Source organism: Pedobacter segetis, from assembly GCF_016623585.1.
In the GTDB taxonomy this organism is placed as follows: domain Bacteria; phylum Bacteroidota; class Bacteroidia; order Sphingobacteriales; family Sphingobacteriaceae; genus Pseudopedobacter; species Pseudopedobacter segetis.
The window spans coordinates 64,086-89,327 of sequence record NZ_JAEHFY010000006.1 but is presented as its reverse complement, the minus strand read 5'-3'; the positions used below and the strand labels follow the sequence as shown (position 1 = coordinate 89,327).

The window sequence follows — 25,242 nt, the reverse complement described above, 5'->3', positions numbered from 1 at the left end:
AGATTATAAATAAAAGACAAACAATTGAGAATTGAAAAGTTTTGACGTACAAAACAAACTATATAGCAACACCATAATGGTGATGATGTAGATGATGTGATGTGGCCAATTTTATTTTCATGTCTTTATAAATTTCTTTGGATAGAAATTGTGTTGCGCAAATATAATAACCAAAAAGGGATATGCAAGTTTTTGTAATGATAAAAAACCAGTATAAGGGAATTGATAAATTTTAGGCAGAAGTGATTTCTTAAGGTATTTAGTGAATTTTTTAAAAAAGGAGAGGTATCCTTTACTCTCCTTTTATGCTTTATAAATTTAGTTATGCATCATTTTTATAAACGATGCCAACTTTGCTTTCATCTCTCTTCTATCCACTATAAAATCTAGGAAACCATGTTCTAACACAAATTCTGAGGTTTGGAAACCTTTTGGCAGATCTTTTTTGATGGTTTCTTTGATTACCCTTGGCCCTGCAAAACCTATCAAAGCACCGGGCTCTGCAATGTTAATATCGCCCAACATGGCATAAGAAGCCGTTACCCCGCCTGTTGTTGGGTCTGTTAATAAAGAAATATAAGGGATTTTTGCTTGTGCTAACAAAGCTAATTTTGCCGATGTTTTAGCCATTTGCATCAATGAAAAAGCCGCCTCCATCATTCTGGCACCACCAGATTTAGAGATCATCAAAAAAGGGATCTTATTTTCGATACTATAATCAATACAACGGGCAATTTTCTCACCCACTACAGAGCCCATAGAGCCTCCAATAAAATTGAAATCCATACAGGCAATTACCAAGTCTTGGCCGTCTATTTTACCAACCGCCGCTCTTATTGCATCTTTTAAACCTGTTTTTTTGTAACTTTCTACCAGTCTATCCGGGTAAGATTTGTTATCTGTAAAATTTAAAGGATCGCCAGAGGTAAGGTTAGCAAAGAGTTCTATAAAAAAATTGTTATCAAATAAAACCTCAAAATATTCTTTAGACCCAATTCTTAAATGATAATCGCAATAATGACAAACGTATTTATTCTCTACCTGCTCTGAATAATGAAGTGCTTTTTTACAGTTTGGGCATTTGTTCCAAACACCATCTGGAGCTTCTTTTTTCTCTTCGGTAAGTGTAGAGATGCCTTTTGTGTTTCTTTTAAACCAAGCCATATTTTAAAATAGTGTGATGCAAAGAAACAAAAAAAATGCTGAAAAGCAGATGTTGTTCTATTTTCTGTTTTGTACATTAACCACCAAAAATCCAAGATTTGATAATTTTTTTTAACTTCGAGGCCAAGAAATAATTATAAAAATGAGTTTAAAAGATTTTAAAGGAGTTATTACAGGGGACCAAGTTCAAGAATTGTTTGAAATTGCAAAGAAACATCAGTTTGCGTTACCCGCTGTAAATATAATAGGAACAAATTCTATTAACGCGGTAATGGAAACCGCAAAGGCGGTAAATTCTCCGGTTATTATACAGCTATCTAATGGTGGCGCACAGTTTTATGCCGGTAAATCATTGCAAAACGACAAGTTACAAGCTTGTATTTTAGGAGGGATTTCTGCTGCGCAACACGTTCATTTGGTGGCAGAACATTACGGTGTGGCCGTAATTTTACATACCGATCATTGCGCCAAAAAATTGTTGCCTTGGTTAGATGGATTATTAGACGCTAGTGAAAAATATTTTGCCCAACATGGTAAACCTTTGTTCTCTTCTCACATGATCGATCTATCAGAAGAGCCCATTGAAGAAAACATAGAAATATGCAAAGGCTATTTAGAGCGCATGAGCAAAATGGGCATGACCCTAGAGATTGAGCTTGGTGTAACAGGGGGCGAAGAAGATGGGGTTGATAATACAGATGTTGATTCTTCTAAGCTTTACACCCAACCAGAGGAAGTTTCTTACGCTTATGAAGAGTTGAGCAAAGTAAGTGATAAATTTACAATTGCAGCAGCTTTTGGGAATGTGCATGGTGTTTATAAACCGGGTAATGTGAAGTTACAGCCAGTGATTTTAAACAATTCTCAAGAATATGTAAAAGAGAAATTCAATTTGGATGCTGAAAAGCCAATCAACTTTGTTTTCCATGGTGGTTCTGGTTCTTCACAAGAAGAAATTAGAGAAGCTATTTCTTACGGAGCTATAAAAATGAATATTGATACCGATATGCAATGGGCATTTTGGGAAGGGATCTTAAATTATTACAAAGCGAAGGAAGGTTATTTACAATCTCAGATCGGTAGCCCCGAAGGTAGTGACTCTCCAAACAAAAAGTATTACGACCCAAGAGTTTGGTTAAGAAAAGGAGAGGATCAGTTTGTGAAAAGATTGACTGATGCTTTTGAAGATTTGAATTGCATTGGAGTAAACCACAAACTATAGATTAATTATAGTTTTTATATCATGAAAAAAGCCAACCTGTTTAGGATTGGCTTTTTTGATTTTACATATTTTTTGCTCTATTAAGCAGCTAACTCGTTCTGATGATTGAAACCTTTCTTATCGTAAGCCTTTAGATCTTTTTTCAATAATTTTCTGGCAACGTGTATCCTTGTTTTTACCGTACCTATCGGAATATCAAGATGGTCTGCAATTTCATGGTACTTATAACCTTCAAAATACATGGTAAAAGGAACATAATATTCTTGCTGTAAAGAGTTTAGTGCTTTTTTAATATCATCCATGATAAACTTTTGCTCTCCACCGTTATTCATGGCACTGTAAGATAGTTGGGAAGAAGATATTTCATCTGTTTTGGTTACCAAAGAACTTATTTTAATAAACCTTCTATAATTGTTGATGAAAGTGTTTTTCATAATGGTGTAAAGCCATCCTTTTAAATTCGTTCCTTCTTTAAACTTATTGTAATAGGTTATTGCTTTAAGTAAAGTATCTTGAACTAAATCATTTGCATCGTCAGAATCGTGTGTAAAATGTAGTGCATAAACTTTTAATGAAGAAGATTGACGCATTACCAGCGTGTTGAATTCTATTTTAGTCATTTTGTTTAACCTTTTGTAATGTTTACTTAAACAAACTTAACTATTAAGTTTGATATTCACAAAACTTTGTTTAACTTTTTTGTGCTTTTTATTAAACATAATGTTTGAACGTATAAGTTCATCCCAAAAAATGTTCCATAAATTTTTGTTTAACCATTTGTGTGCAAAAAAAAGGGTAATAAGTTTTTTGTTTAAGCAACTTCCCTCATATCTACGGCAACTACCCTAGATACCCCCTGCTCTACCATGGTAACCCCATAAATAATATCGGTACTTGCAATGGTTTTTTTGTTGTGGGAAACCACAATGAATTGGGATTGATCAGAGAAAGTTCTGATGATGTTATTGAATTTATCAATATTGGTGTCATCTAAAGGTGCATCTACCTCATCAAAAATGCAGAAAGGAGCCGGTTTTAATAAATATAACGAGAATAAAAGGGCAGTAGCCGTTAAGGTTTTTTCGCCACCAGATAGTTGGTTGATTGATAGCGGTTTTTTGCCTTTTGGCTTTGCGATGATATCAATATCAGATTCTAATGGTGCATCTGGTTGCGATAAAATCAAATCACAGTTATCCTCTTCGTTAAATAATGATCTAAAAACTTTCATAAAATTTTCCCTAACACTAACAAAAGCCTGCATAAATTTTTCTTTTGCGGTATCATCAATCTCTTTAATAGTCTCTAGCAAAGATGATTTGGCCTCTAATAGGTCTTTCTTTTGGGCATTAATAAAAGTAAAACGATCCTCCATTTCTTTATAGGCCTCCATTGCCATCGGGTTTATGGGGCCAAAGTCGTCTAATTGTTTTTTAAGTTTTTCCACATCGGCTTTAACCTGCTCTTGGTTTTCATCTTCTGGCGGTTCATCATCTAAAATATCTTCAATCTCGATATTGAACTCTACGGCCAAACGTTCTTTTAAACCATTTAGCTCAATTTTTAGATTGTTCTTTTTATCTTTGATATCAGCCGCTAATTGCTCGGTAATATCTTTGTTTTTACGTAACTCACTGAGTTGGATCTCTAGTTCGTTTGTTTTTTCTTTATAGTTGTAATAGTCTTTCTCTGCTTCTTGTACCGCAATTTCCATCTCGTCTTTTTGTTGATACATGGCTATCAAATCTTCATCATCGTTATCTGTATGCTGCACCGTATCAAGGATGTTGGCTTTGGTTATGTCAAGATCAGATTGGTTCTTATTCAATCTGCTTTCTATGTTTTCTAATTGGCTTTCTCTATATTCTAGGTCTTTTTCTATGCCGTTAAGCTTGTTTTTTTGTTGATGGAATTTAAGGTTTTCTGCATTAAACGCAGAAGATTTTACCGTTAAAAATTCGCTCAACTCGGCGAAAGCCATTTGCTCTTCTTGGTATTGGTTATTTGAGGCTAGTTTTTGGGTTTTTAGTTCTTGTATCTTGGGATTGATCTTTAATATCTGGTGTTGGATGCCCAGTAATTTTTGTTCGATGTCTTTCTTGCGGTTTTGGCTGTTTTGCAAAAATGATAAGTATTGTTCTTGTTTGGTTTTAACCGATATTGATTCGTTTTGCAATAAATTCTGCTCTTTTCTGATATTTTGGATCTCTGTTATTTGGCTCGCAGCTTTTAAACTGTTTATTTTAAGGGTTTCTTCGGTAATTTTTTCTTTTAATTTTTCTGATGATGATGTGAGTATTTTTATTTCTTTTAATAGGTTATCCAGATTTTTTGCCCTGCCAATACGTTTGCCCTCAAATAAACCAACCGATCCGCCTGATAGTATATGGTTGCTCTTATAAAACTTACCAGATTTCCCGATCAAGATCACATCATCCTGATTGATTTCTGGGCCTAGGTTTTTGTAAATTTCATCATCAACCAAATACACGTTTTGCAGAAGATAGTTAGAAAGGTTATCAAACTTCTTATCCACATCTATTACATCTAATGCCGCAATGGCATTTTTGGGAGGATCAAAAGCAACTCGTTTCAAGTTTTTAAGGCTATCTAAGATAAAAAAATTGGCTTTTCCCCTTGCGGCGTTGCTCAATAAATTGATGGCAAAAATTGCCTCTTCAAAATCTTGGACCACATAGTAATTCATCAGATTTTCTAAATAACTTTCTATGGCAACCCGGTATTCTTCTTGGCAAAAAAGTATATCAGAAAGTAGGGGCGCATTTTTATTCCATTGGTTGTTTTTCTTTAAAAACCGTATAGATTCTGGAAAACCTTCCAGATTATCTACCATGCTTTTGGTTAGGTTGTACTCGTTTTGTTTGGCATCTAGTTTTCTGCTGTTTTGGTTAAGGTTTTCTTTGTTTTGGTTTACGTTCTCTTCTAAATCTTCAATTTGGGTTTTAAGGTTTAGTTCTTGTGTTTCTAGTGCTTCTAAAATTTTCTGTTTTTCTGATAAATTAATAGCTAGCATGGCAATGGCATTATTAAATTCATTCAGCTCATTTTCCCTGCTATTGGTATCCTCAAAATTTCTCTTACTTTCTTGCAATAGGGCTTCTTGTTGGATGTTTAGAATATCAGCCTCTTTTTCTATTTTGTAAAGCGTGTTCTGCAATTCGTTATTTTCTTTTTGCAAACTATCAACCTGGTTTTTTTTAGATTGCTGTTGTATTCTTAGTTCTTCAAGTTCTTCTTTTAATTCATTTAAGGCATTTGTAAGCTTTTTAAGGGTTTGTTCTTCTAAAACATAATCTTCGTGTAATCTTTTGATATTGTAATTGATGTGTATTTGTTGGTTCCTATCTTTCTCTGTTTCCTCTATAAGCCTTTTCTCTTTTTCTTGAAGGAATTTAAGCTGTTCGTTCTTTATTTTTTTTTCGCTTTCATAGGCCCTTATTTTTGCAATAAGATCATTGGTGGCTTTTTGCTGGGTAGAAAGATTTTTTTCTTTATTTAAGTTGTTAAACTTATGTTTTTGTATGGTTGCGTCCAGCTCGTCAATCTTAACGGCTAAATTATGCTTGCCCTGTGCTTGGCTCTCTTCTTGTTTTTCTAAAACGGCTAAAGAATTCTTAAAACCAACTATTTTAAAAGAGGCCAAAACCAGGCTCGAAATTTTATGCCTTTCTTTAACTTTATAATAACGTTCGGCTTTTTTTGCTTGGTTTTCTAGGGTTTTAAGGTTTTTTTCAATCTCGAATAATAAGTCTTCAACTCTGCTCAAATCGGTTTCTGTATCTTTTAAACGACTGAATGTTTGTTTCTTGCGTAGTTTGTATTTAGAAATCCCAGATGCTTCCTCAAACAAACTTCTTCTAGAGCCTTCTTTATTGGCAATAATTTCGTCTATCATTTTTAGCTCAATGATAGAATAAGAATCGGCACCAATGCCGGTATCCAAAAACAGATCGGTGATATCTTTTAACCGGCATTGTACATCGTTTAAACGATACTCTGATTCTCCGGTGCGGTATAATTTGCGGGTAACGGTAACTTGCGAAAATGCGGTTGGTAAAATGTTTTTTGTATTATCAAAAGTTAAAGAAACTTCGGCAAGATTGGCCTGTTTTCTGGTTTTTGTACCATTAAAAATGATGTTTTCCATTTTCTCTGAACGTAGCATCCTGGTGCTTTGCTCGCCCAAAACCCAACGTATAGCATCAACCACATTAGATTTACCACAACCATTAGGCCCAACAATAGCTGTTACGCCCTTGTTAAAGTTGATGGTGATTTTATCTCCAAAACTTTTAAACCCCTTAATCTCAAGTTTTTCTAACTGCATTTAAAATGGAAAAATAGAAGGGTTAAAATAAATAAATTTTAAAGAATATTTAACTAATGTAGGTTTATCTACAAAACGTTTAACTACCAAACCATAAATGGGCGCTAAATTTTTTAGAGAATGTGAATTGCGATTAATGTGCACTTAGCGGCAAAATATGTACGATAAATCAAATAATAGCTGCCATATTAAAATCGACCACAAAAAAAATAAGGACAAAAAAAACCGCTATCGATAGATAGCGGTTTTTGTAAAAATCTTTTAAGATTTTCAGAATTACATAGCTTTAGTAGTATCTACTTTTACCATTGAAGAATCACCAGCAACAGTATCAACAGCCATAGTATCAACAGTAATTGAATCCATAGAAGCTGAATCTTTAGTTTCGTTAGAAGCTTTGTTAGAATTACAAGCAACAACTGATAATGATAATGCTAGAGCGAAAAATCCGAATTTGAATAAGTTTTTCATGTTAATTTTTTTCTTTTTAATTTGTGATTAATTTCCCCTTTATACGCATAAAACAAAAAGGTAACCCACGTAACCGAAAAAAAATGTTTTTTTTGTTTTCGCCTTTAAAACAGCATTTTAGTTGATGGATAGAATTAATTGAACATTTTATTTTTTTTTATCGATTAAGGGTTACAATTTAGCGGAAATAGTATTAAACAGTGAGCAGCAAGACAAATTATTTTAAGCCAACAGATAACGAGATTATTTTAGGGATTCTTAATAATTCTTCTTCAACGCTTCAATATCTTTACAAGGCATATTTTCCGATGGTCTATCAATTGATCGTTAACAATAGTGGGAGCGAGGATGATGCTAAAGATGTTTATCAAGAAGGGATCATCATTCTTCATGATAAAATAAAAAGTGGTGATTTTGAATTGACCAGTAAATTAAAAACGTTCTTATATTCTGTTTGCAGAAGGTTGTGGCTTAAAAGGTTAAACCATAAAAGTAGGTATAACGAAAACATCAATGATTATGAAGATCATTTTTCGGTAGAGCAGGACCTGGTTAGCCATGAAGAAAAAGACCAGCAGTTTGTGATGATGGATAGCGCCTTGCAACAACTGGGCGAACCTTGTAAAACAATTATCGAGGATTTTTATATCCACAATAAATCGATGCAAGATATAAGTGAGAAATTTGGCTATACCAATGCAGATAACGCCAAAACCCAAAAGTATAAATGCCTACAAAGGTTAAAAAAACTATTTTTTAGTAAAGAGAATATATGAAAAGCGAGATTGATTTGATAAAGGAAATAGAAGCCTATCTGTTTAAGGAAATGGATGCCAAACAGGCCGCAGATTTTGAGGATGAAAGGATAAGCAACCCTTCTTTTGATAAAAAAGTTACAGAGCATTTCAATTTCTTGCAATCTTTAAAATCTTACGGAGATAAAAAGGCACTAAAAATACAGATGGGCAAAATCCACGAAGAAATTGATTTGGATGCCTTAAAGGAAGAATTTAACAAAGCACCATCTAAAATTATTTCTTTTTGGAGAAAAACCAAAAGGAGTTTAGCCGTTGCGGCAAGTATTGCCATTCTTTTTACCCTATCCACGTTATATTTTACGGGGCAGTTTGATGGGCAAAACCACGTATCTAATTACAGTGAGCTAAAAAGAGATATGGAAACCATTAAGCGCTCTCAAAGAGCACTTATAAACAATATAAATAGTAGCAGCAACCAACCGAGCGATAATAGCCAATATGGCGGTACGGGTTTCGCATTGTCTTCTAACGGGTATTTGGTAACCAATTACCATGTTGTTAAAGGTGCAGATTCTGTTTATGTGCAAAACGGAAAAGGGGAATCTTTTAAGGTAGAAACTATTTACATCGATCCTACTTATGATATTGCCATCCTTCAAATCATAGATCCATTGTTCAAAAATCTATCCCCTTTACCTTATACGTTTAAAAAATCTAACGCAGATTTAGGAGAGGATGTTTATACCATCGGTTATCCAAAAGATGATATTGTTTATGGCAAGGGTTATTTAAGTTCTTCAACAGGTTATGGTGGAGATTCAACTGCTTATCAAATTTCTATTCCTGTTAATCCGGGTAATTCTGGTGGACCATTAATGGATAACAAAGGAAATGTAATTGGTATTGTAAGTGGTAAACAGACCCAAGCAGATGGAGCGGCATTTGCGGTAAAGTCAGATTTTCTATTGAAATGTATCGGTAATATCCCTCAAGATTCTTTGAAAGAAAAAATAAACATTAACAAGAAGAATACATTAGCGGGCTTAAATAGAACTGCTCAAATTAAGAAAATGCAAGATTATATTTTTATAGTGAAGGTTTATAATTAAGTAGAAAGTTTAAAGCATAAAAAAAGGGAATCATCTATAAAGACTATTCCCTTTTTTGATTTTTTAGCAATCTTAATTTTTTAAGGAAGCCATATCAATAACAAAACGATAGTGAACATCACCATTCAAGGTACGCTCGTAAGCATCGTTAATTTGATCTATATTTATCAGTTCTATATCAGAAACAATATTGTGTTCTGCGCAATAGTCTAACATTTCTTGTGTCTCTTTAATTCCACCTACTAAAGAACCCACTAAACTCCTTCTTCCAAAGATAAGGTTTACGGCTCCAACAGGGATTGCTTCTGGTGGCACACCTAATAATACCATAGTCCCATTTGTTCTTAACAAAGCCAAATACTCATTATAGTCATGCTTTGCAGAAACGGTATTGATAATTAAATCGAAAGAATTGGCCATTTTTTTCATGTTTTCCTCATTTGTGGTTAACATAAAATGATGTGCTCCCAACTCTTCTGCATCTTTTTCTTTTTCTGGAGAGCGGCTTAGCATGGTAACTTCTGCACCCATAGAAGCTGCTAGTTTAACGGCCATATGCCCTAAACCGCCCAAGCCTACAACAGCTACTTTGTCCCCTTTTTTGCAATTCCAATGTTTTAAAGGCGAATAAGTGGTAATACCAGCGCACAATAGTGGCGCAACTGCGGCTAATTCTAATTTATCAGAAACTTTTAAAACAAATTTTTCTGTTACTACAATATGGGTAGAATAGCCACCATAAGTAATGGTTTTCTTATCCTGAAGTTTTGAATTATAGGTTTGTGAGTTCCCGTTTTCGCAATATTGTTCTAAATCATCTTCGCAATTAGAGCAATGGCCACAAGAATCAACAAAACACCCAACTCCCACGGTATCACCAATTTTATGATGGCTAACTTTACTGCCAATTTTGGTTACTTTACCTACAATCTCATGCCCAGGCACAACAGGGTACATGGTGCCTCCCCATTCGTTTCTAGCTGTGTGGATATCAGAATGACAAACACCACAGAACAAGATTTCTATTTCAACATCATTTTCTCCAACCTCTCTTCTGTCTAATTTAAAAGGGGCCAATGGTTTATCTGCTTTTTCGGCAGCGTAAGCTTTTACTTGAGTCATAATTTAATTTTTGTTTATGATTTTATTAACATGGATACGATACAATAGTTTTGAAAATTAACGATCGCCAAAAATAATTCATGTATCGTTTCAATAAAAGTACAAACATCTTGCCTAGAACAACCAATTGAACTTAATTTTATGATCTCACGATAAAAAAAAGCTTAAATTTTTGGTGGGTTTAAAGGATTTAATCTAAAATTATTAACTTCAAATCATATTTATGAAAAGGAAAATAATCATCCTAACGGGAGCAGGTATATCTGCTGAAAGTGGTTTGAATACATTTAGAGATGCCGATGGCTTGTGGGAAGGTTATAACATTGATGATGTGGCAACTCCTGGGGCTTGGAAAAGAAACCCAGCATTGGTGCAAGATTTTTATAACGAACGGAGAAGATCTGTAATGGCTGCAAAACCTAACGCCGCTCATTTGGCTTTGGCAAAATTAGATCAGAAATTTGATACCCTCATTATTACCCAAAACATAGATGATCTACATGAAAGGGCAGGCTCTAGAGCAATCATACATTTACACGGAGAAATTATTTATTCCCAATCTTCTAAAAATGCAGCATTAATCTATAAAATGAACGGCCATGAAATTAAGATGGGCGATCAATGTGAGCTAGGTTCGCAGTTGCGCCCTCATGTGGTTTGGTTTGGTGAGGCTGTGCCAATGATTACCAAAGCAATATATGAAATGCCAAAGGCAGATATTGTGATTTTGGTGGGCAGCTCTTTGGCGGTTTATCCTGCCGCAGGCTTATTACAATATGTAAACCCACATACACCAATTTATGTTATCGACCCAAAAATACCAAATGTAAATTTGCCAAATAAGCTCATCAAGATACAGGAAAAGGCAAGCAAGGCAGTCCCGCTTTTGGTAAATAAACTTTTGCAGAGTGAATAAAATATCCTGTATTTTTAATTGGAGCGGGGGAAAAGATTCTTCATTAGCGCTTTATCATTGCTTAAAAAACCCGCAATTAGATATTAAATATTTGGTTACCACCATAAATGATAGCGTAAACCGTATTTCTATGCATGGTGTAAGGTATCAATTATTATTAGAGCAAGTAAAATCTATAGGCATTCCATTATATGAGATCAGATTGCCAGAGATGCCCACTATGAGTGCTTATGATAGCACAATGCGTTCCCATTTAGATAAACTGAAAAACGAAGGCATTACCCATTCTGTTTTTGGGGATATTTTTTTGGAAGATTTGAAAAAATATAGAGAAGAAAGATTGGCAGAGGCAGGGCTAAAAGCAATTTTTCCTCTTTGGCAGAGAGAAACATCAGAATTGATAAAAGAATTCATAGATCTAGGTTTTAAAACCATCATTGCTTGCACAAAAGAAAATTTAGGAGATTTTGTAGGCAAGGTAATCGATTTTGAATTGATTAAAAACTTGCCAAAAGAAGTTGACGTTTGCGGCGAGAACGGCGAGTTTCATACTTTTGCTTTTGAAGGGCCAATTTTTAAAAAACCGATTTCATTTACTTTGGGAGAGAAGGTTTTTAAAGCCTATAAAGCCCCTAAAAGCGCAGATGATAATTGTTTCCAAAAAGAGGAGGATAAACCAAAGAATTTAGGTTTTTGGTACATAGATCTGATAGAAAAATAACATTACTGTTTGTTAGTAGATAAATAAACATCATTTTTGAAGAGAAAACAAACCATCATGAACCCAAAACAATTAGTAGGAGAAAAAGCAACAGAACATATTAAAGAGGGGATGATCGTTGGACTTGGGACAGGCTCTACCGCTTATTTTGCGATTATGAAAATTGGCGAAATGGTAAAAAACGGTTTGAACATCAAAGGTGTGCCAACTTCTAAAGCAACAGAAGAACTGGCGCTTAGTTTAAATATCCCTTTATTGAATATTTCTGAGGTAAAAAAAATTGATGTTACCATTGATGGTGCAGATGAGTATGATAGCCATAAAAATTTGATAAAAGGCGGTGGCGGTGCGCTTTTGAGGGAGAAAATAATTGCCTCCATTACCAGATTTTATGTGATCATAGCAGATAAAGCTAAAGGATGTGATATTTTAGGAGATTTTGCAGTACCGGTAGAAATTACTCCTTTTGCTAAGGAAATAACCATTAATCAGCTTAAAGCTTTAGGTTGCGAACCAAAATTTAGGGAAAAAGACGGCAAACTCTTTATAACTGATAACCAGAACTATATTACCGATTGTAAATTTAAAGAGATCAAAAACCCCAAAGAATTGGAAGCTAAAATGAATGCCATACCGGGCGTAGTAGAAAATGGTTTATTTGTTGGCATGGCCAATTTAATTATCAGTGAAGATGGAGAGGGTGGGATTTTACAAATTGATTAACCCGTTTTGTAACAATCCTCTTATTAATTTAGAATTATGCTAAAAGCCACAAATATTACCAAAAGTTATGGTGATCTACAGATATTAAAAGGTGTTGATCTTTCTATAAACAAAGGAGAGATCGTAAGTATTGTTGGTGCATCTGGTGCCGGTAAAAGTACTTTGCTGCATATTATTGGCACTTTAGATAAACAAGATCAAGGAGAGGTAAGTATCAACAATGTGGATGTTTCTTCCTTAAGTGCTAAAAACCTAAGTAATTTTAGGAATGTTAATATCGGCTTTATCTTTCAATTCCACCATTTGTTGCCAGAATTTACCGCATTAGAAAATATTTGTATTCCGGCTTACATTGCTAAAAAACCTAAAGCAGAAACAGAAAAGAAAGCTTTAGAACTGTTAAATATTTTAGGTTTAACAGATAGGGCAAACCATAAACCATCTGCCCTTTCTGGTGGCGAACAACAAAGAGTGGCAGTTGCAAGAGCTTTGATCAATAAACCAGCATTGATTTTGGCCGATGAACCTTCTGGTAACCTAGATTCTCAACATGCCAAAGAATTGCACCAATTATTTTTCGATTTAAGGGATAAATTCAATTACACCTTCGTCATAGTTACCCATAACGAAGATTTGGCCGATATGGCCGATAGAAAAATAACAATGAAAGACGGATTAATTTTTCAAAACTAATCATTGAAGGTTTTAATAACGCGTTCAGAAAACCCTGCTAGTTTTAAATTAGCTTATCTTTTAAGAAATGAAACCATTCTTTTTGGAGATTTACATCCCGATTTCCCACCAAAAAAAAGCATATCCATTGCCCATGAAATTTTGAGATTTTGTTTGGATAATGAGGTAAATATCATCTATCCGATGAGTTTGGAAGAATTATTGCCACTTAAGAGGTCAAAGGTTTTATTTGAAGAGTTTGATATAAAACTCATGCTATCAAACAATGAGAGCTTGATTTTTAGCAATCCATCGGCAGAAGCCAATAATTATAATGAATTATCGTCCATGATCCTTTCTTTAGGTTACCCAAACCACAACATCGCTTTAGCAAATGCAGAAGGCTATGGAGATTTGATTTTGTTAAACGATGAAACTAAAGATTTTGAGACCGTTTGGAATAAAATAAACGCTGTTTCATTTATCCAATTAGGTAAATTGTTTAATAGGCCCGATTTTCAAAAAATGAGTTTATACACCCATCAAAAGAAAATTAAAACTTCTCATTTTTTGTTTGATGGAGAAAAATTTCATTTTTTAGAGAATATCGAAAATGAGATGGTCTCTAAATTAGAAAATATGATCTATGATAAAAGCGCATTGGGTTTTTACCAGGTAGATTATGAAGGTTTGAATATTTTGAGGATAAAAAGCGCAGTATCGTAATGTTAAAATATCAAGATATTCCTCCTAATAAAAAAGCAATCATTTTTGAGTTAGATGATGTTTTAATCCCACAAAAAGATTACGATTTACAGGTTTATTACCTATTTGCCAACTTTATAGAATATTTAGAAACATTTCCGCCTGCACAAGAAATGCTCAATTTTATCACAAAGCGGTATGAAACCCATGGGCAAAAAGAAATGTTTGAAGAAACAGCGAATGTTTTTGGGTTAGATTTGAAATACCGTGAAAACCTAAATATACTGTTCGAGAATGCCAAGTTGCCGCTAAAATTATTGCTCTATAAAGAAGTTTTAGAATTGTTGCAAGAATTAACTATCAATAGAAAACAGATCTATATACTTACTAGCGGTAATCCGAAAAGGCAATTAAATAAGATCACCCAAACAGAGTGGCATGGCTTAGATAAATATCTGAAGGTTTATTTTGCCGATGAGTTTGAAGCAAAACCATCATCAGCATCAATTAATTACCTAATTGAAGAGAACGGATTAATTAAGAACGATATTTTGCTGGTTTCTAACCATGTTATCGATGAGCAAATGGCAACAATGCTAAAAATAGACTATCAAAAAATTATTTGAGCATCTAACATTAGATAAAACTTTTTTTATAAATTACACGTTGTTAGTTTTTATAAATTTTCTCATGAAAAAAGTGATTAGCAAATTAGTGTTCGGTATTTTTATTTTGGGTATTTCTTTTTCCTCTTGTAAAAAGGACAAGCCTAATTTAGACATTACAGGTCCGCCTTCAGGTACAGCCTCTAGAGATGAACTTTCTAAAGATTCTTTGTTTCTATACGCCCAACAGGTTTATTTATGGAACGATGCTTTGCCAACTTATGGTGTTTTTATGCCAAGGAAGTATTCTTCCAAGAGTACCATCCTTGATAACTTAAATGATGAGCTTTTTGCCATTACCCAATTAAAAACAAACCCAACAACGGGAAAACCTTATGAATATATTGCTGATGCTGATGGTGTTCAAATAATGAGGCCTAAATATTCTTATATAGAAGATTTGGTTGCAAGTGGTAAAATCACTTTTGTAAAGGATTTAAAAAGCTCGGTAGGTTTAGACGGAAAAGGAGATGGTTTTGGCTTTGGGGGTTTATCTGCGGTTGGTAATTCTAAAGCTGATTATAAAGTTTATTTGAATTATGTTTCTCCGGGTTCTTCAGCAGCTAGTTTTAGGCTTGGTAGAGGTACTTATATTAATAAAATAAATGGGAAAAACATTGGAACCGATTTCGATAATGAAGTAGATTACATAAACTCAACTATTTTTGATGATAATTCACAAACCATTTCAATTGGTGGTAAAAGAGCAGATGGAACACCATTTGATGTAATAGTAAACAGAACACAATATGATAGCAGCCCGGTATATAAGGATACTGTTTTAACTGTTGGGAGTAAAAAAGTGGGTTATTTGGCTTTCGCCAGGTTTTCTAGTTCTGCTAATTCACAAGATATTTTGAATACTGTATTCTCAAAATTTGCTGCTCAAAGCGTAGAAAACTTGGTAATAGATTTGAGATATAATGGAGGCGGTTTTGTGAGTACAGCGCAACAAATGATTAATTTGATTGCCCCTTTAAGTGTAAATGGAAAGAAAATGTTTTCTTTAACTTATAATACAACTTTACAACAAGGGAAAGCTACTATATTAAAAAATCAACCAAATAGAGACCAAGCCGGTAATATAACTAGCGGAACACAATTTCAGGACGATTATTCTTTAAATGGCAACACTTATAATTTTATTAAAACAGGTACTTTAAATAATGTAAGTAAAGTAATATTTATTACAACTGGGGGAACGGCATCTGCTAGTGAATTGGTTATAAATAGTTTAAAACCTTATGTTGATGTCAAAACCGTTGGTGCTACTTCTTATGGTAAGCCAGTGGGCTTTTTCCCTATCCGTATTGATAAATACGATGTTTACATGTCTTCTTTTTATAATACCAATTCTGCAGGACAAGGTAATTATTTTGCTGGTTTTACGCCAGATTCTCCAAAAAAGGATGATGTAACAAGAGATTTTGGCGATCCACAAGAACTAAGTTTAGCTTCTGCATTGTCTTATATTAATACAGGTGTTTTTACAAACGCTACTAGCAATAATACAATAAAAGTTAATTCTACTCAAACACCAGCCAATCAATTGATGTTTAAGTCGATAGGGCAACCTAATTCATTTAATGGGATGATTGATGATCTGCATAAGAAATAGATAAAGATTTGTTAAAGGTTTTATATTTCAGATAATCTAAATGCTTTATCTAATTTAATTCCTTTTTCGGTCATTTCTAAAGTACAGCATTCGTTCACGGGGTCGTGTTCTAAAATTAGGATGTATTTATCTTCTTGGGCTTCTTTTAAGAATAACGCCTTTTCATCTAGGGTTTTCATCGGGAACATATCATAAGACATCACATAAGGCAATGGGATATGCCCAACGGAAGGTAACAAATCTGCCATGTAAACCAAGGTTTTTCCTTTATAACTAATCTGTGGCAGCATCATCGCTTGGGTATGCCCAAAAGCAAAACGGACTTTAATATTCTTTGTGAAAGAAACGCCATCTTCACAGTTTATAAATTTTAGTTGCCCACTTTCTTTGATCGGTAAAATGTTTTCTTTTAAAAAGGAGGCTTTTTCACGCTGATTTGGGCTTGTTGCCCATTCCCAATGTTTTTCATTGCTCCAATAAGTTGCATTTTTAAAAGCGGGTATCAATTTATCGTTTTCAAGTATAATAGCACCACCAACATGGTCAAAATGGAGATGTGTAAGAAAAACATCCGTAATATCATCTCGGCTAAAGCCCAATGTTTTTAATGATTTTTCTAAAGTATCATCGCCATGCAAATAATAATGACCGAAGAACTTTTCACTTTGCTTATCGCCTATACCGGTATCAACCAAGATCAAACGCCCTTCATCTTCGATCAATAAACATCGCATTGCCCAATTACACATATTGTTTTCATCAGCAGGATTTGTTTTTTGCCAAATGGCCTTTGGTACAACGCCAAACATCGCTCCGCCATCTAATTTGAAAAATCCGGTATCAATAGTATGTAGTATCATGGTTTTTTGTTTTGAGATTCTAATTTTTTGATTATTAATTGGATAGAAACGATGTGTAAGAATTTTATCGGTTAGATAACATTTAAACTACAAAAATTATTCCCGCAGATTTTGCAGATAACATCAGATTAAAAGAATTTTAAAATCTTCATGCCTTAATGGTAAAACAATGTTTCTAAGAATTTGATCAAGGTGTTATTTTCTAAACTTTTCGGCTACTATCAGATCTTTTGTTCCATGATCGTAAGAATAAAAGCCTTCGCCAGATTTAACACCCTTTTTGCCTGCGGCAACCATATTTACCAAAAGCGGGCAAGGTGCATATTTGGGGTTGCCAAAACCTTTATGCAAAACTTCCAATATTGATAAACAAACATCAAGACCGATGAAATCTGCCAATTGCAACGGCCCCATTGGGTGCGCCATGCCCAACTTCATCACGGTATCAATTTCAGCAACACCAGCAACGCCCTCAAATAAAGTATAAATTGCTTCGTTGATCATGGGCATCAAAATTCTGTTGGCTACAAAACCCGGGTAATCATTTACTTCTACCGGAGATTTTGATAATGATTTTGAGAGTTCTAAAACAGTATTTGTAACTTCATTAGAAGTGGAATAACCTCTAATTACCTCTACCAATTTCATAACTGGGACCGGATTCATAAAGTGCATCCCAATCACTCTATCGGTTCTGTTGGTTATAGAAGCTATTTTTGTGATAGATATGGATGAAGTGTTAGAAGCTAAGATGGTTTCTGGTTTGGTTAAATTATCTAATTCTTTAAATATTTTAAGTTTGGTCTCTAAATTTTCTGATGCCGCTTCCACCACTAAATCGGCATCCCCAACACCTTCTTTTAAATTATTAAAAGTTTGGATATTTGCTAAAGTTTTAGATTTATCCCCATCAGATATTACTCCTTTAACAACTTGGCGGTCAAGGTTTTTTTCTATGGTTATCAATGCTTTTTTTAGGGCATCATCAGAAACATCGATTAAAGAAACTTGAAAATTGTTTTGTGCAAATGTATGGGCTATCCCGTTTCCCATCGTTCCCGAGCCTATTATCGCCACTTTTTTGATCATGTTTTTTGTTTTAATTTTCTCTTTTGATCAGCATATCCGCAAAATCCATCAAAACACTTTTGTTTTCTGCAGGTGCTTTTATTTTTTCTAGATTGTTTAAGGCTATTTGGGTATAAGATTGCATCAAGCGTTCTGATAAATCCCTAATGCCTATTTTGTCATAAATATTCCTTACTGCGTTTACTTTTTCCTCGGCATTAAAATCAGTTTTTGTTATCCAATGTTTAAGCGCTATTAAATCATCGCCTTTGGCCAATTCTAAAGCTTTAATTAGCAAAAAGGTTTTTTTATTGGATATGATATCGCCACCAACTTGTTTGCCAAATTTTAAAGGGTCGCCGTAAACATCTAAAATATCGTCCTGTAGTTGGAAAGCGATACCTAAATTCTCTCCAAATTGATAAAGGTTATCTGCATCTGTTTTTGAAGCATTGCCGATTAAAGCACCGATCTTTAAAGCACCGCCCACCAAAACGGCGGTTTTTAGCCTTATCATCTCTAGGTATTCATCAACTTCAACTATATCTCTGTTTTCAAAGTTCATGTCTATTTGTTGCCCTTCGCAAACGCCAATCGCTGTTGCATTAAAAACTTCCAAAACGTCTGATAAAATCTCAGGTTTAACCTGGATCATCATTTTGTAGGCTTTCACAAACATTACATCTCCAGAAAGTATCGCAACAGAATCGTTCCATTTGGCATGTACGGTTGGTTGTCCACGTCTTAAAGGGGCTTTATCCATAATGTCATCATGCATCAAGGTAAAATTATGGAACAGTTCTACGGCAAGGGCAGGCGAGAGCGCATCATCAATATTGCCATTAAATAAATCTGTGGCCATTAAAACCAAGGCAGGTCTCAATCTTTTGCCGCCCAAAGCCATTAAATAAGCAATAGGTTGGTATAATTCTTTAGGCTCTAGAGGGTATGTTGTTTCTTTAACTGCCTTATCTATAATATTTTGTAATTGTTGTATGCTGTGCATTCTTTTTGTTCGGTGCTTTGTATTTTTTTTGTAATAGGTGCTTTTATGATTTGTTATTTGTGATCGGTAATCGGTATTCAGTAATCGGTGCTTTTATGGTTTGTTATTTGTGATCGGTCATCGGTATTCAGTAATCGGTGCTTTTATGGTTTGTTATTTGTGATCGGTCATCGGTATTCAGTAATCGGTGCTTTTATGGTTTGTTATTTGTGATCGGTAATCGGTGCTTTTATAGTTTGTTATTTGTGATCGGTAATCGGTGCTTTTATAGTTTGTTATTTGTGATCGGTAATCGGTATTCAGTAATCGGTGCTTTTATGGTTTGTTATTTGTGATCGGTAATCGGTATTCAGTAATCGGTGCTTTTATAGTTTGTTATTTGTGATTGGTAATCGGTATTCAGTAATCGGTGCTTTTATAGTTTGTTATTTGTGATCGGTAAACAAGCAACAGATTACATCTTTCCACAAAACAGGCAACAGATTACAGCTTTCCACAAAACAAGCAACCGATCACAGCTTTCCACAAAACAGGCAACCGATTACAGCTTTCCACAAAACAAGCAACAGATTACATCTTTCCACAAATCAGGCAACCGATTACAGCTTTCCACAAAATTAAGAATCAGCTCATCAAAATGAAATCGATTTGCCTTTTGGCCAGATCTACCCGTTTTACCTTTATCTTAACTTCATCCCCCAATTGGTATTTTTTCTTTTTCTTTTGGCCGATGATGCAATAGTTTTTTTCGTCTAGCACATAAAAATCATCAGAAATATCCCTTAACCTGATCATCCCTTCACATTTGTTCTCTTCAATTTCTACATACATTCCCCACTCGGTTAAACCAGAGATAATACCTTGGTAGTTTTGGCCAATATTATCTTGAAGGTATTCTGCTTGTTTATATTTAATGGAAGCTCTTTCTGCATCAGCTGCCTTTTTCTCCATTTGTGAAGCGTGTTGGCACATTTTTTCATAATGCTCGGCACTTACGTTATCGCCACCGTTTAAATAATGTTCTAATAATCGATGTACCATCACATCGGGATACCGGCGGATCGGTGAGGTAAAATGCGTATAGAAATCAAAAGCCAAACCATAATGGCTGCTGCTTTTTGTGGTATAAATAGCTTTGGCCATAGAACGGATGGCTAAAGATGTTAAAACGTTTTGTTCTTTTGTTCCTTCTACATCTGCCATTAATTTATTTAAGGACCTTGCGGTTTCGCGATCTGTTTTGGTAGATATTTTATGTCCAAATTTTGCGGCAAACTCTGCAAATGCTTTTAAGCTTTCAGGTTTTGGGGTATCATGCGCCCTGTAAACAAAGGTATATTTGTGTTTTCCCTTTCCTTTTTTAGCGATATATTCTGCCACTTTTTTATTGGCCAAAAGCATAAAATCCTCTATCAGTTTATGCGCATCTTTACGCTCTTTTACATAAACGCCAATTGGTTTACCCCGCTCGTCTAGTTTAAACTTTACTTCAGTGCTTTCAAAGCTGATTGCCCCGTGTTTAAACTTACGTTCCCTCAATTTATAAGCTAGGGCATTTAGCGTGAGGATCTCTTTGCTAAATTCGCCTTTTTTTGCTTCAATAATCTCTTGAACATCTTCGTAGGCAAACCTTTTATCACTATAGATTACGGTTTTGCCAAACCATTGGCTGTGTATGTTTGCTTCCTTATCTAATTCAAAAACGGCAGAAAAGCAATATTTTTCTTCTTTGGGCCTTAAAGAACACAAACCGTTAGATAAAACCTCGGGCAACATCGGGATAACCCGATCTACCAAGTAAACGGAAGTGCCGCGTTCGTAAGCCTCTTTATCAAGGGCAGAATCTGGAATTAGATAATGGGAAACATCTGCAATGTGTACACCCACTTCATAATTTCCGTTTTCCAAAGTCTTAAACGAAATGGCATCATCAAAATCTTTGGCATCAAAAGGATCAATGGTAAAAGTGGTAACCTCCCTAAAGTCTCTTCTTTTTGCGATTTCTTCTTTTGTGATCGCCGTAGAAATGCTCTCGGCTTCTTTTTCTACTTCGGCCGGGAAGGTTAGGGGAAAACCGTATTCAGCTAAAATAGCGTTCATTTCGGTATTGTTCTCGCCTTGTTTACCTAAAATGTTTTTGATGATACCTACTGGGTTTTTAGCACCAGAAGGCCAATCAACTATTTTGGCCAAAGCCTTCATCCCGTTTTTTGCACCGTTCAAATCCTCTAAAGGGATAAAGATATCATGCAACATCTTGCGATCATCCGGAATGAAAAAAGCAAAGTGCTGGGAGAGTTTGACAATGCCGGTAAACTCCATTTTGGCCCTTTGCAAAATCTCAACTACTTCGCCTTCTTTACGTTTTCCCTTGCTGCTCTCATAAACATGAAGTTTAACTAAATCGCCATGTAAAGCGGTTCTTAATTTTCTGGGGCCTATGTAAATATCCTTTTCAAACTCATCATCTGGTATCAAAAATGCAGAACCATCATTAGCCATAGAGATTTTACCGGTTAAGAATGCTTTTACCTCATGCAGTTTATATTTGCCCTTGCCAACTTCCAAAAAGATACCGTTAACCGTTTCATCTTCTAAAATCTCTAAAATAGTGGCCTTAGAAGCGGGATCAATGATGTTTAATTGGGCGGCTACTTGCCTATGATTTAATGGCTTGTTGCCAGATTGCTCAAAAACGTTTGAAATAAGTTGTAAGAGGACTTGCTTTATAGAGTTTCCGTTGTGATTAGACATTCTTTTCTGTACTTGTGTTCGCTGCTCAAAATAAGAATTAACTTTTTAATTCTATCTACATTAACAATTGTTTAATGTTGTGGTTTTTTATTTGAGGTAAATATTAACCAATCTTAATTTTATAATTTATCATTGGTTTGATAATGATCGGAGCGTTTTACCACTTCGCAAACCAGTAGCAGGATCTTTGTTGACAACAGAACAAAAAAATTAAGAGCCAATGGCTAACTATTTAACCCCATAAATTTATTTTCCTCAGATTTTATTGGCTTCAAATTAGCTTATCACAATTAAATAAAAAGTTTTATGGCAAAAGAATCGAACAAAAAAAACAATATTGGTGGCATGGGAGCCATCGTAAACGATAAAGGTGTATTCTTTAGGGTTTGGGCACCAAATGCAAAACAAGTTTTTGTAACCGGAGACTTTAATAACTGGACAGATGATGAGCTAGAATTAGCACAAGAAGAAAATGGTTATTATGCTTTAAATGTACCAAATGCCAAAGCAGGTAGCCAATATAAATTTATAATCATCAGCCAAAATGATGATAAGCTTTTTAAGAACGATCCTTATGCTAGGGAATTGACTAATTCTAACGGGAACTCTGTTGTTTATGACATCAATAGTTTTGATTGGGATGGCGATGAATCTTTTATGCCTTATTGGAACGAAGCAGTTATGTATGAGCTTCATATAGGTACTTTTAACGTAAAAGAAGATAACAAACCCGGCGATTTTTATACCTTAAAAGAGAAAATACCTTACTTAAAAGATTTGGGAATTAACGTGATAGAGATTATGCCACCTTATGAGTTTCCTGGGGCATATTCTTGGGGCTATAATCCAGCTTATCCCTTTGCGATAGAATCTGATTATGGTGGGCCAAATGCTTTAAAAGAATTGGTAAAGGAAGCCCATAAAAACGGTATAGCCGTAGTTTTAGATGCTGTTTATAATCATTTTGGCCCTTCTGATATTGATCTTTGGCAATTTGACGGTTGGAGCGAAAACGAAAAGGGAGGGATCTATTTTTATAACGATTGGAAATCTAATACGCCTTGGGGAGATACAAGGCCAGATTATGGTAGGCAAGAGGTAAGAAATTATATAAAAGATAATGCTAGGATGTGGTTAACGGATTTCCATATTGATGGTTTGCGTTTGGATAGCACCTATTATATGCGCCATGTGGAAGAAGGACAAGATATGGCACAGGGAATTTATGAGGCCATAAGTTTATTGAAAGAAATTAATGAAGAGGTAAATGAAAAATATCCTCAAAAAATAATGATTGCAGAAGATTTGCACAACCTAGAAATCATCACAAATGATACCGCTTCTGGTGGCGTAGGTTTTGATAGCCAATGGGATTCTATTTTTGTGCATACCATCCGCGATGTGCTGATCACACAAGAGGATGAAAATAGAGATATGGAAATGGCGGCTAAAGCTTTAACCCAACGTTATAGTAACGGAGCTTTTAAACGCGTTATTTATACAGAATCTCATGACGAAGTTGGTAACGGAACCGCAAGGATCGTGGAAGAGATCGGACATGGCGATGTGAACAATTGGTTTTCTAAAAAAAGGGCAAGTTTGGGCATGGCTATGGTAATGACGGCTCCAGGCATCCCGATGATTTTTCAAGGCCAAGAGATATTGGAAGATAAATGGTTTTCTGATACCGACCCGATAGATTGGTCTTTATTGAAAAAATATAAAGGTTACTTTGATCTTCATAAAGATTTGATTGCCCTCCGTTTAAATAAAAATGGAACAACTTTAGGTTTAAGCGGGCAAAACATCCAAATGATTAGGGTAGATAATGATCAAAAACTGATTGCTTACCAGCGATGGAAAGAAGGTGGCCCTAAAGATACTACGGTTATTGTACTAAATTTTTCTACAGATGAAAAAGCGGTTTATAGAATAGGTTTCCCCGGAGAAGGAATTTGGAAAGTAAGGTTCAATTCTGACTGGGAAGGCTATAACGAAGAGTTTGGTAACTACCAATCTTATGATGTAGAGGCTTTCGCCGATGCTTGCGATGGTTTTGAGCATAGTGCCGAAGTTTCTATCGCACCTTATACCGCTTTGATTTTATCTCAAGATTGAGAAATTATTTTTATCACAAAAAGGGTGCTGAGTAATTTTAGCATCTTTTTTTGTTTTTACTGCTTTCTTTCAAATTTTCCCCCCTACTTTTTTATCAGTAATATTTAATCTTGAAGTATATATATCCCTATTTTTTTTGCTTTTAAGATATTACTCCCAATATTTAAAATCCTACCCCATGGTAAGTAGCCATCTATTTACTTTTATAATAACCAATTATTTAGACTAGTGAATATCAGAAACATTAAGTTTCAATAATCATTTGCTTAATAAAAAATAAACCATAGTTTTGGTTAACCAAAATTTGGTTAGCCAATTTATTATTTAACTAAAAAAGATGTACAAAAAATTAATTACTGTATTGATCATTTCAATATGTTTATCTGCCAAAGCTCAAACAAACAAATGGACTTATGATTTTGGAGAGTCTGAATCCATTTTTAATCCAAACCCTGGTGCATCATCTAAAAAATTTGGTCCTAAACCTGCTGTTAATCCAGATAAGAGCAAACAAACGGTACGTGTGCGCAATGCCTCTGATGGTTCCGGAGAATTAAACATAACCAAAAAAGGACCTTCCTTTTTCAAAGGTGCTGGTTTAGAGATGTTGGCGGGCACTACAACCAGTAAATTTGCCATTTATGATATTGCAGGTACTTCTGTACTCAAAAACTCTTTTAATATCAAATTTGATAATTCTACAAATGGGCAATGGTATTATGCAAATGGAAACTCTGTAGATGATGAAGATGTTTTTAGGGGAAATTCTAACATCAAAGAAGGTAGCGACGAAATTTTTGCGGGTTTTAGATGGCAAATGGCCGAAGGAGACGAAATTGCGTTCGCATACCGAAACGGTACAAAATGGAGTACTTTAAAAGGTACATCCTTTGCAAAAAACACCGAATATATGTTGGATATATATGCCAACAATTCTAAAGAAGACAAAACCTATACCAAGGAAGGCAATAACCAAACTATTAAAGCTGGCACTAGCCAAGTTTGGGTAAATGGAACAAAAGTCTCAATGGATTTCCCTAACCCAGGTTTAGAAGCGGGTAAAGCAATTAATGCTTTCATCATTTTTGGTTACAAGCCAAAAGATAGCGATGCCAAGCCTTACGCTTGGATAGATAATGTAGAGTACGCGGATAATCTATAAAATAGAAGCAAGCCGTATTAATTGTCTAATAACGGGTTGCCCAACTTGAAACCAAATAAT

21 protein-coding genes are annotated in these 25,242 nt (G+C 34.8%); 12 read left to right on the top strand and 9 right to left on the bottom strand.

Annotation, left to right across the window (positions count from 1 at the left end; genetic code table 11):
• Positions 1-318: 318 nt before the first annotated feature.
• Positions 319-1,164 carry an acetyl-CoA carboxylase, carboxyltransferase subunit beta gene (gene accD, locus I5M32_RS05365; RefSeq protein ID WP_200585160.1) on the bottom strand — a complete coding sequence of 282 codons (846 nt, stop codon included), beginning with the start codon at positions 1,162-1,164 and terminating at the stop codon, positions 319-321.
• A gap of 142 nt (positions 1,165-1,306) precedes the next feature.
• Here accD and fbaA point away from each other — a divergent pair, with 142 nt between their 5' ends.
• The gene (gene fbaA, locus I5M32_RS05360; protein WP_200585159.1) at positions 1,307-2,386 is read left to right on the top strand and encodes a class II fructose-bisphosphate aldolase; all 1,080 of its coding nucleotides are present in this window, start codon (positions 1,307-1,309) and stop codon (positions 2,384-2,386) included.
• 80 nt (positions 2,387-2,466) lie between these two features.
• Here the strand turns inward: fbaA and I5M32_RS05355 are convergent, their stop codons facing one another.
• From I5M32_RS05355 to I5M32_RS05345, 3 genes are all read right to left on the bottom strand, one after another.
• On the bottom strand, positions 2,467-3,006 hold the full coding sequence (locus I5M32_RS05355; protein WP_200585158.1) for a sigma-70 family RNA polymerase sigma factor: 540 nt from the start codon (positions 3,004-3,006) through the stop codon (positions 2,467-2,469).
• 191 nt (positions 3,007-3,197) lie between these two features.
• Entirely contained in the window at positions 3,198-6,734 is a 3,537-nt protein-coding gene (gene smc, locus I5M32_RS05350; RefSeq protein ID WP_200585157.1) for a chromosome segregation protein SMC, read from the bottom strand.
• A gap of 276 nt (positions 6,735-7,010) precedes the next feature.
• Complete coding sequence (locus I5M32_RS05345) at positions 7,011-7,205, bottom strand: hypothetical protein (RefSeq protein ID WP_200585156.1); 195 nt, start codon at positions 7,203-7,205, stop codon at positions 7,011-7,013.
• 200 nt (positions 7,206-7,405) lie between these two features.
• Between I5M32_RS05345 and I5M32_RS05340 the strand changes: the two genes are divergently transcribed.
• Together I5M32_RS05340 and I5M32_RS05335 are read left to right on the top strand one after the other, a co-directional pair.
• Entirely contained in the window at positions 7,406-7,981 is a 576-nt protein-coding gene (locus I5M32_RS05340; protein WP_200585155.1) for an RNA polymerase sigma factor, read from the top strand.
• On the top strand, positions 7,978-9,072 hold the full coding sequence (locus I5M32_RS05335; RefSeq protein ID WP_200585154.1) for a S1C family serine protease: 1,095 nt from the start codon (positions 7,978-7,980) through the stop codon (positions 9,070-9,072). Before I5M32_RS05340 ends, I5M32_RS05335 begins: the two co-directional genes overlap by 4 nt.
• Positions 9,073-9,144: 72 nt before the next feature.
• On the opposite strand, the gene I5M32_RS05330 is transcribed toward I5M32_RS05335, so the two are convergent.
• Complete coding sequence (locus tag I5M32_RS05330) at positions 9,145-10,194, bottom strand: NAD(P)-dependent alcohol dehydrogenase (protein ID WP_200585153.1); 1,050 nt, start codon at positions 10,192-10,194, stop codon at positions 9,145-9,147.
• A gap of 223 nt (positions 10,195-10,417) precedes the next feature.
• On the opposite strand from I5M32_RS05330, the gene I5M32_RS05325 reads away from it, so the two are divergent.
• The 7 genes from I5M32_RS05325 to I5M32_RS05295 all read left to right on the top strand — a co-directional run bounded on the left by I5M32_RS05325 (position 10,418) and on the right by I5M32_RS05295 (position 16,214).
• Positions 10,418-11,110, top strand: coding sequence for an SIR2 family NAD-dependent protein deacylase (locus I5M32_RS05325; RefSeq protein ID WP_200585152.1), 693 nt, complete (start codon positions 10,418-10,420; stop codon positions 11,108-11,110).
• Positions 11,103-11,831 carry a Dph6-related ATP pyrophosphatase gene (locus I5M32_RS05320; RefSeq protein WP_200585151.1) on the top strand — a complete coding sequence of 243 codons (729 nt, stop codon included), beginning with the start codon at positions 11,103-11,105 and terminating at the stop codon, positions 11,829-11,831. Before I5M32_RS05325 ends, I5M32_RS05320 begins: the two co-directional genes overlap by 8 nt.
• A gap of 36 nt (positions 11,832-11,867) precedes the next feature.
• Entirely contained in the window at positions 11,868-12,554 is a 687-nt protein-coding gene (rpiA, locus tag I5M32_RS05315; RefSeq protein ID WP_234461866.1) for a ribose-5-phosphate isomerase RpiA, read from the top strand.
• 36 nt (positions 12,555-12,590) lie between these two features.
• A complete protein-coding gene (locus I5M32_RS05310; RefSeq protein WP_200585150.1) occupies positions 12,591-13,247 on the top strand; it encodes an ABC transporter ATP-binding protein in 657 nt (218 codons plus the stop codon).
• A 3-nt stretch (positions 13,248-13,250) separates the two neighbouring features.
• Entirely contained in the window at positions 13,251-13,952 is a 702-nt protein-coding gene (locus I5M32_RS05305) for a hypothetical protein (RefSeq protein WP_200585149.1), read from the top strand.
• The gene (locus I5M32_RS05300) at positions 13,952-14,557 is read left to right on the top strand and encodes an HAD family hydrolase (RefSeq protein WP_200585148.1); all 606 of its coding nucleotides are present in this window, start codon (positions 13,952-13,954) and stop codon (positions 14,555-14,557) included. Before I5M32_RS05305 ends, I5M32_RS05300 begins: the two co-directional genes overlap by 1 nt.
• A gap of 64 nt (positions 14,558-14,621) precedes the next feature.
• Entirely contained in the window at positions 14,622-16,214 is a 1,593-nt protein-coding gene (locus I5M32_RS05295) for a S41 family peptidase (RefSeq protein WP_200585147.1), read from the top strand.
• A gap of 20 nt (positions 16,215-16,234) precedes the next feature.
• Here the strand turns inward: I5M32_RS05295 and I5M32_RS05290 are convergent, their stop codons facing one another.
• The 4 genes from I5M32_RS05290 to rnr all read right to left on the bottom strand — a co-directional run bounded on the left by I5M32_RS05290 (position 16,235) and on the right by rnr (position 21,902).
• Positions 16,235-17,074, bottom strand: coding sequence for an MBL fold metallo-hydrolase (locus I5M32_RS05290; RefSeq protein WP_200585146.1), 840 nt, complete (start codon positions 17,072-17,074; stop codon positions 16,235-16,237).
• 195 nt (positions 17,075-17,269) lie between these two features.
• Positions 17,270-18,163, bottom strand: coding sequence for a 3-hydroxybutyryl-CoA dehydrogenase (locus tag I5M32_RS05285; RefSeq protein ID WP_234461865.1), 894 nt, complete (start codon positions 18,161-18,163; stop codon positions 17,270-17,272).
• 10 nt (positions 18,164-18,173) lie between these two features.
• Positions 18,174-19,148: a polyprenyl synthetase family protein gene (locus I5M32_RS05280; RefSeq protein ID WP_200585145.1), complete on the bottom strand. Its 975-nt coding sequence runs from the start codon at positions 19,146-19,148 to the stop codon at positions 18,174-18,176.
• A 624-nt stretch (positions 19,149-19,772) separates the two neighbouring features.
• Entirely contained in the window at positions 19,773-21,902 is a 2,130-nt protein-coding gene (gene rnr, locus I5M32_RS05275; protein ID WP_200585144.1) for a ribonuclease R, read from the bottom strand.
• Positions 21,903-22,208: 306 nt separating this feature from the next.
• Between rnr and I5M32_RS05270 the strand changes: the two genes are divergently transcribed.
• Together I5M32_RS05270 and I5M32_RS05265 are read left to right on the top strand one after the other, a co-directional pair.
• Positions 22,209-24,020: an alpha-amylase family glycosyl hydrolase gene (locus tag I5M32_RS05270; protein WP_200585143.1), complete on the top strand. Its 1,812-nt coding sequence runs from the start codon at positions 22,209-22,211 to the stop codon at positions 24,018-24,020.
• 337 nt (positions 24,021-24,357) lie between these two features.
• The gene (locus I5M32_RS05265; RefSeq protein WP_200585142.1) at positions 24,358-25,182 is read left to right on the top strand and encodes a hypothetical protein; all 825 of its coding nucleotides are present in this window, start codon (positions 24,358-24,360) and stop codon (positions 25,180-25,182) included.
• The last annotated feature ends 60 nt before the right edge of the window (positions 25,183-25,242 follow it).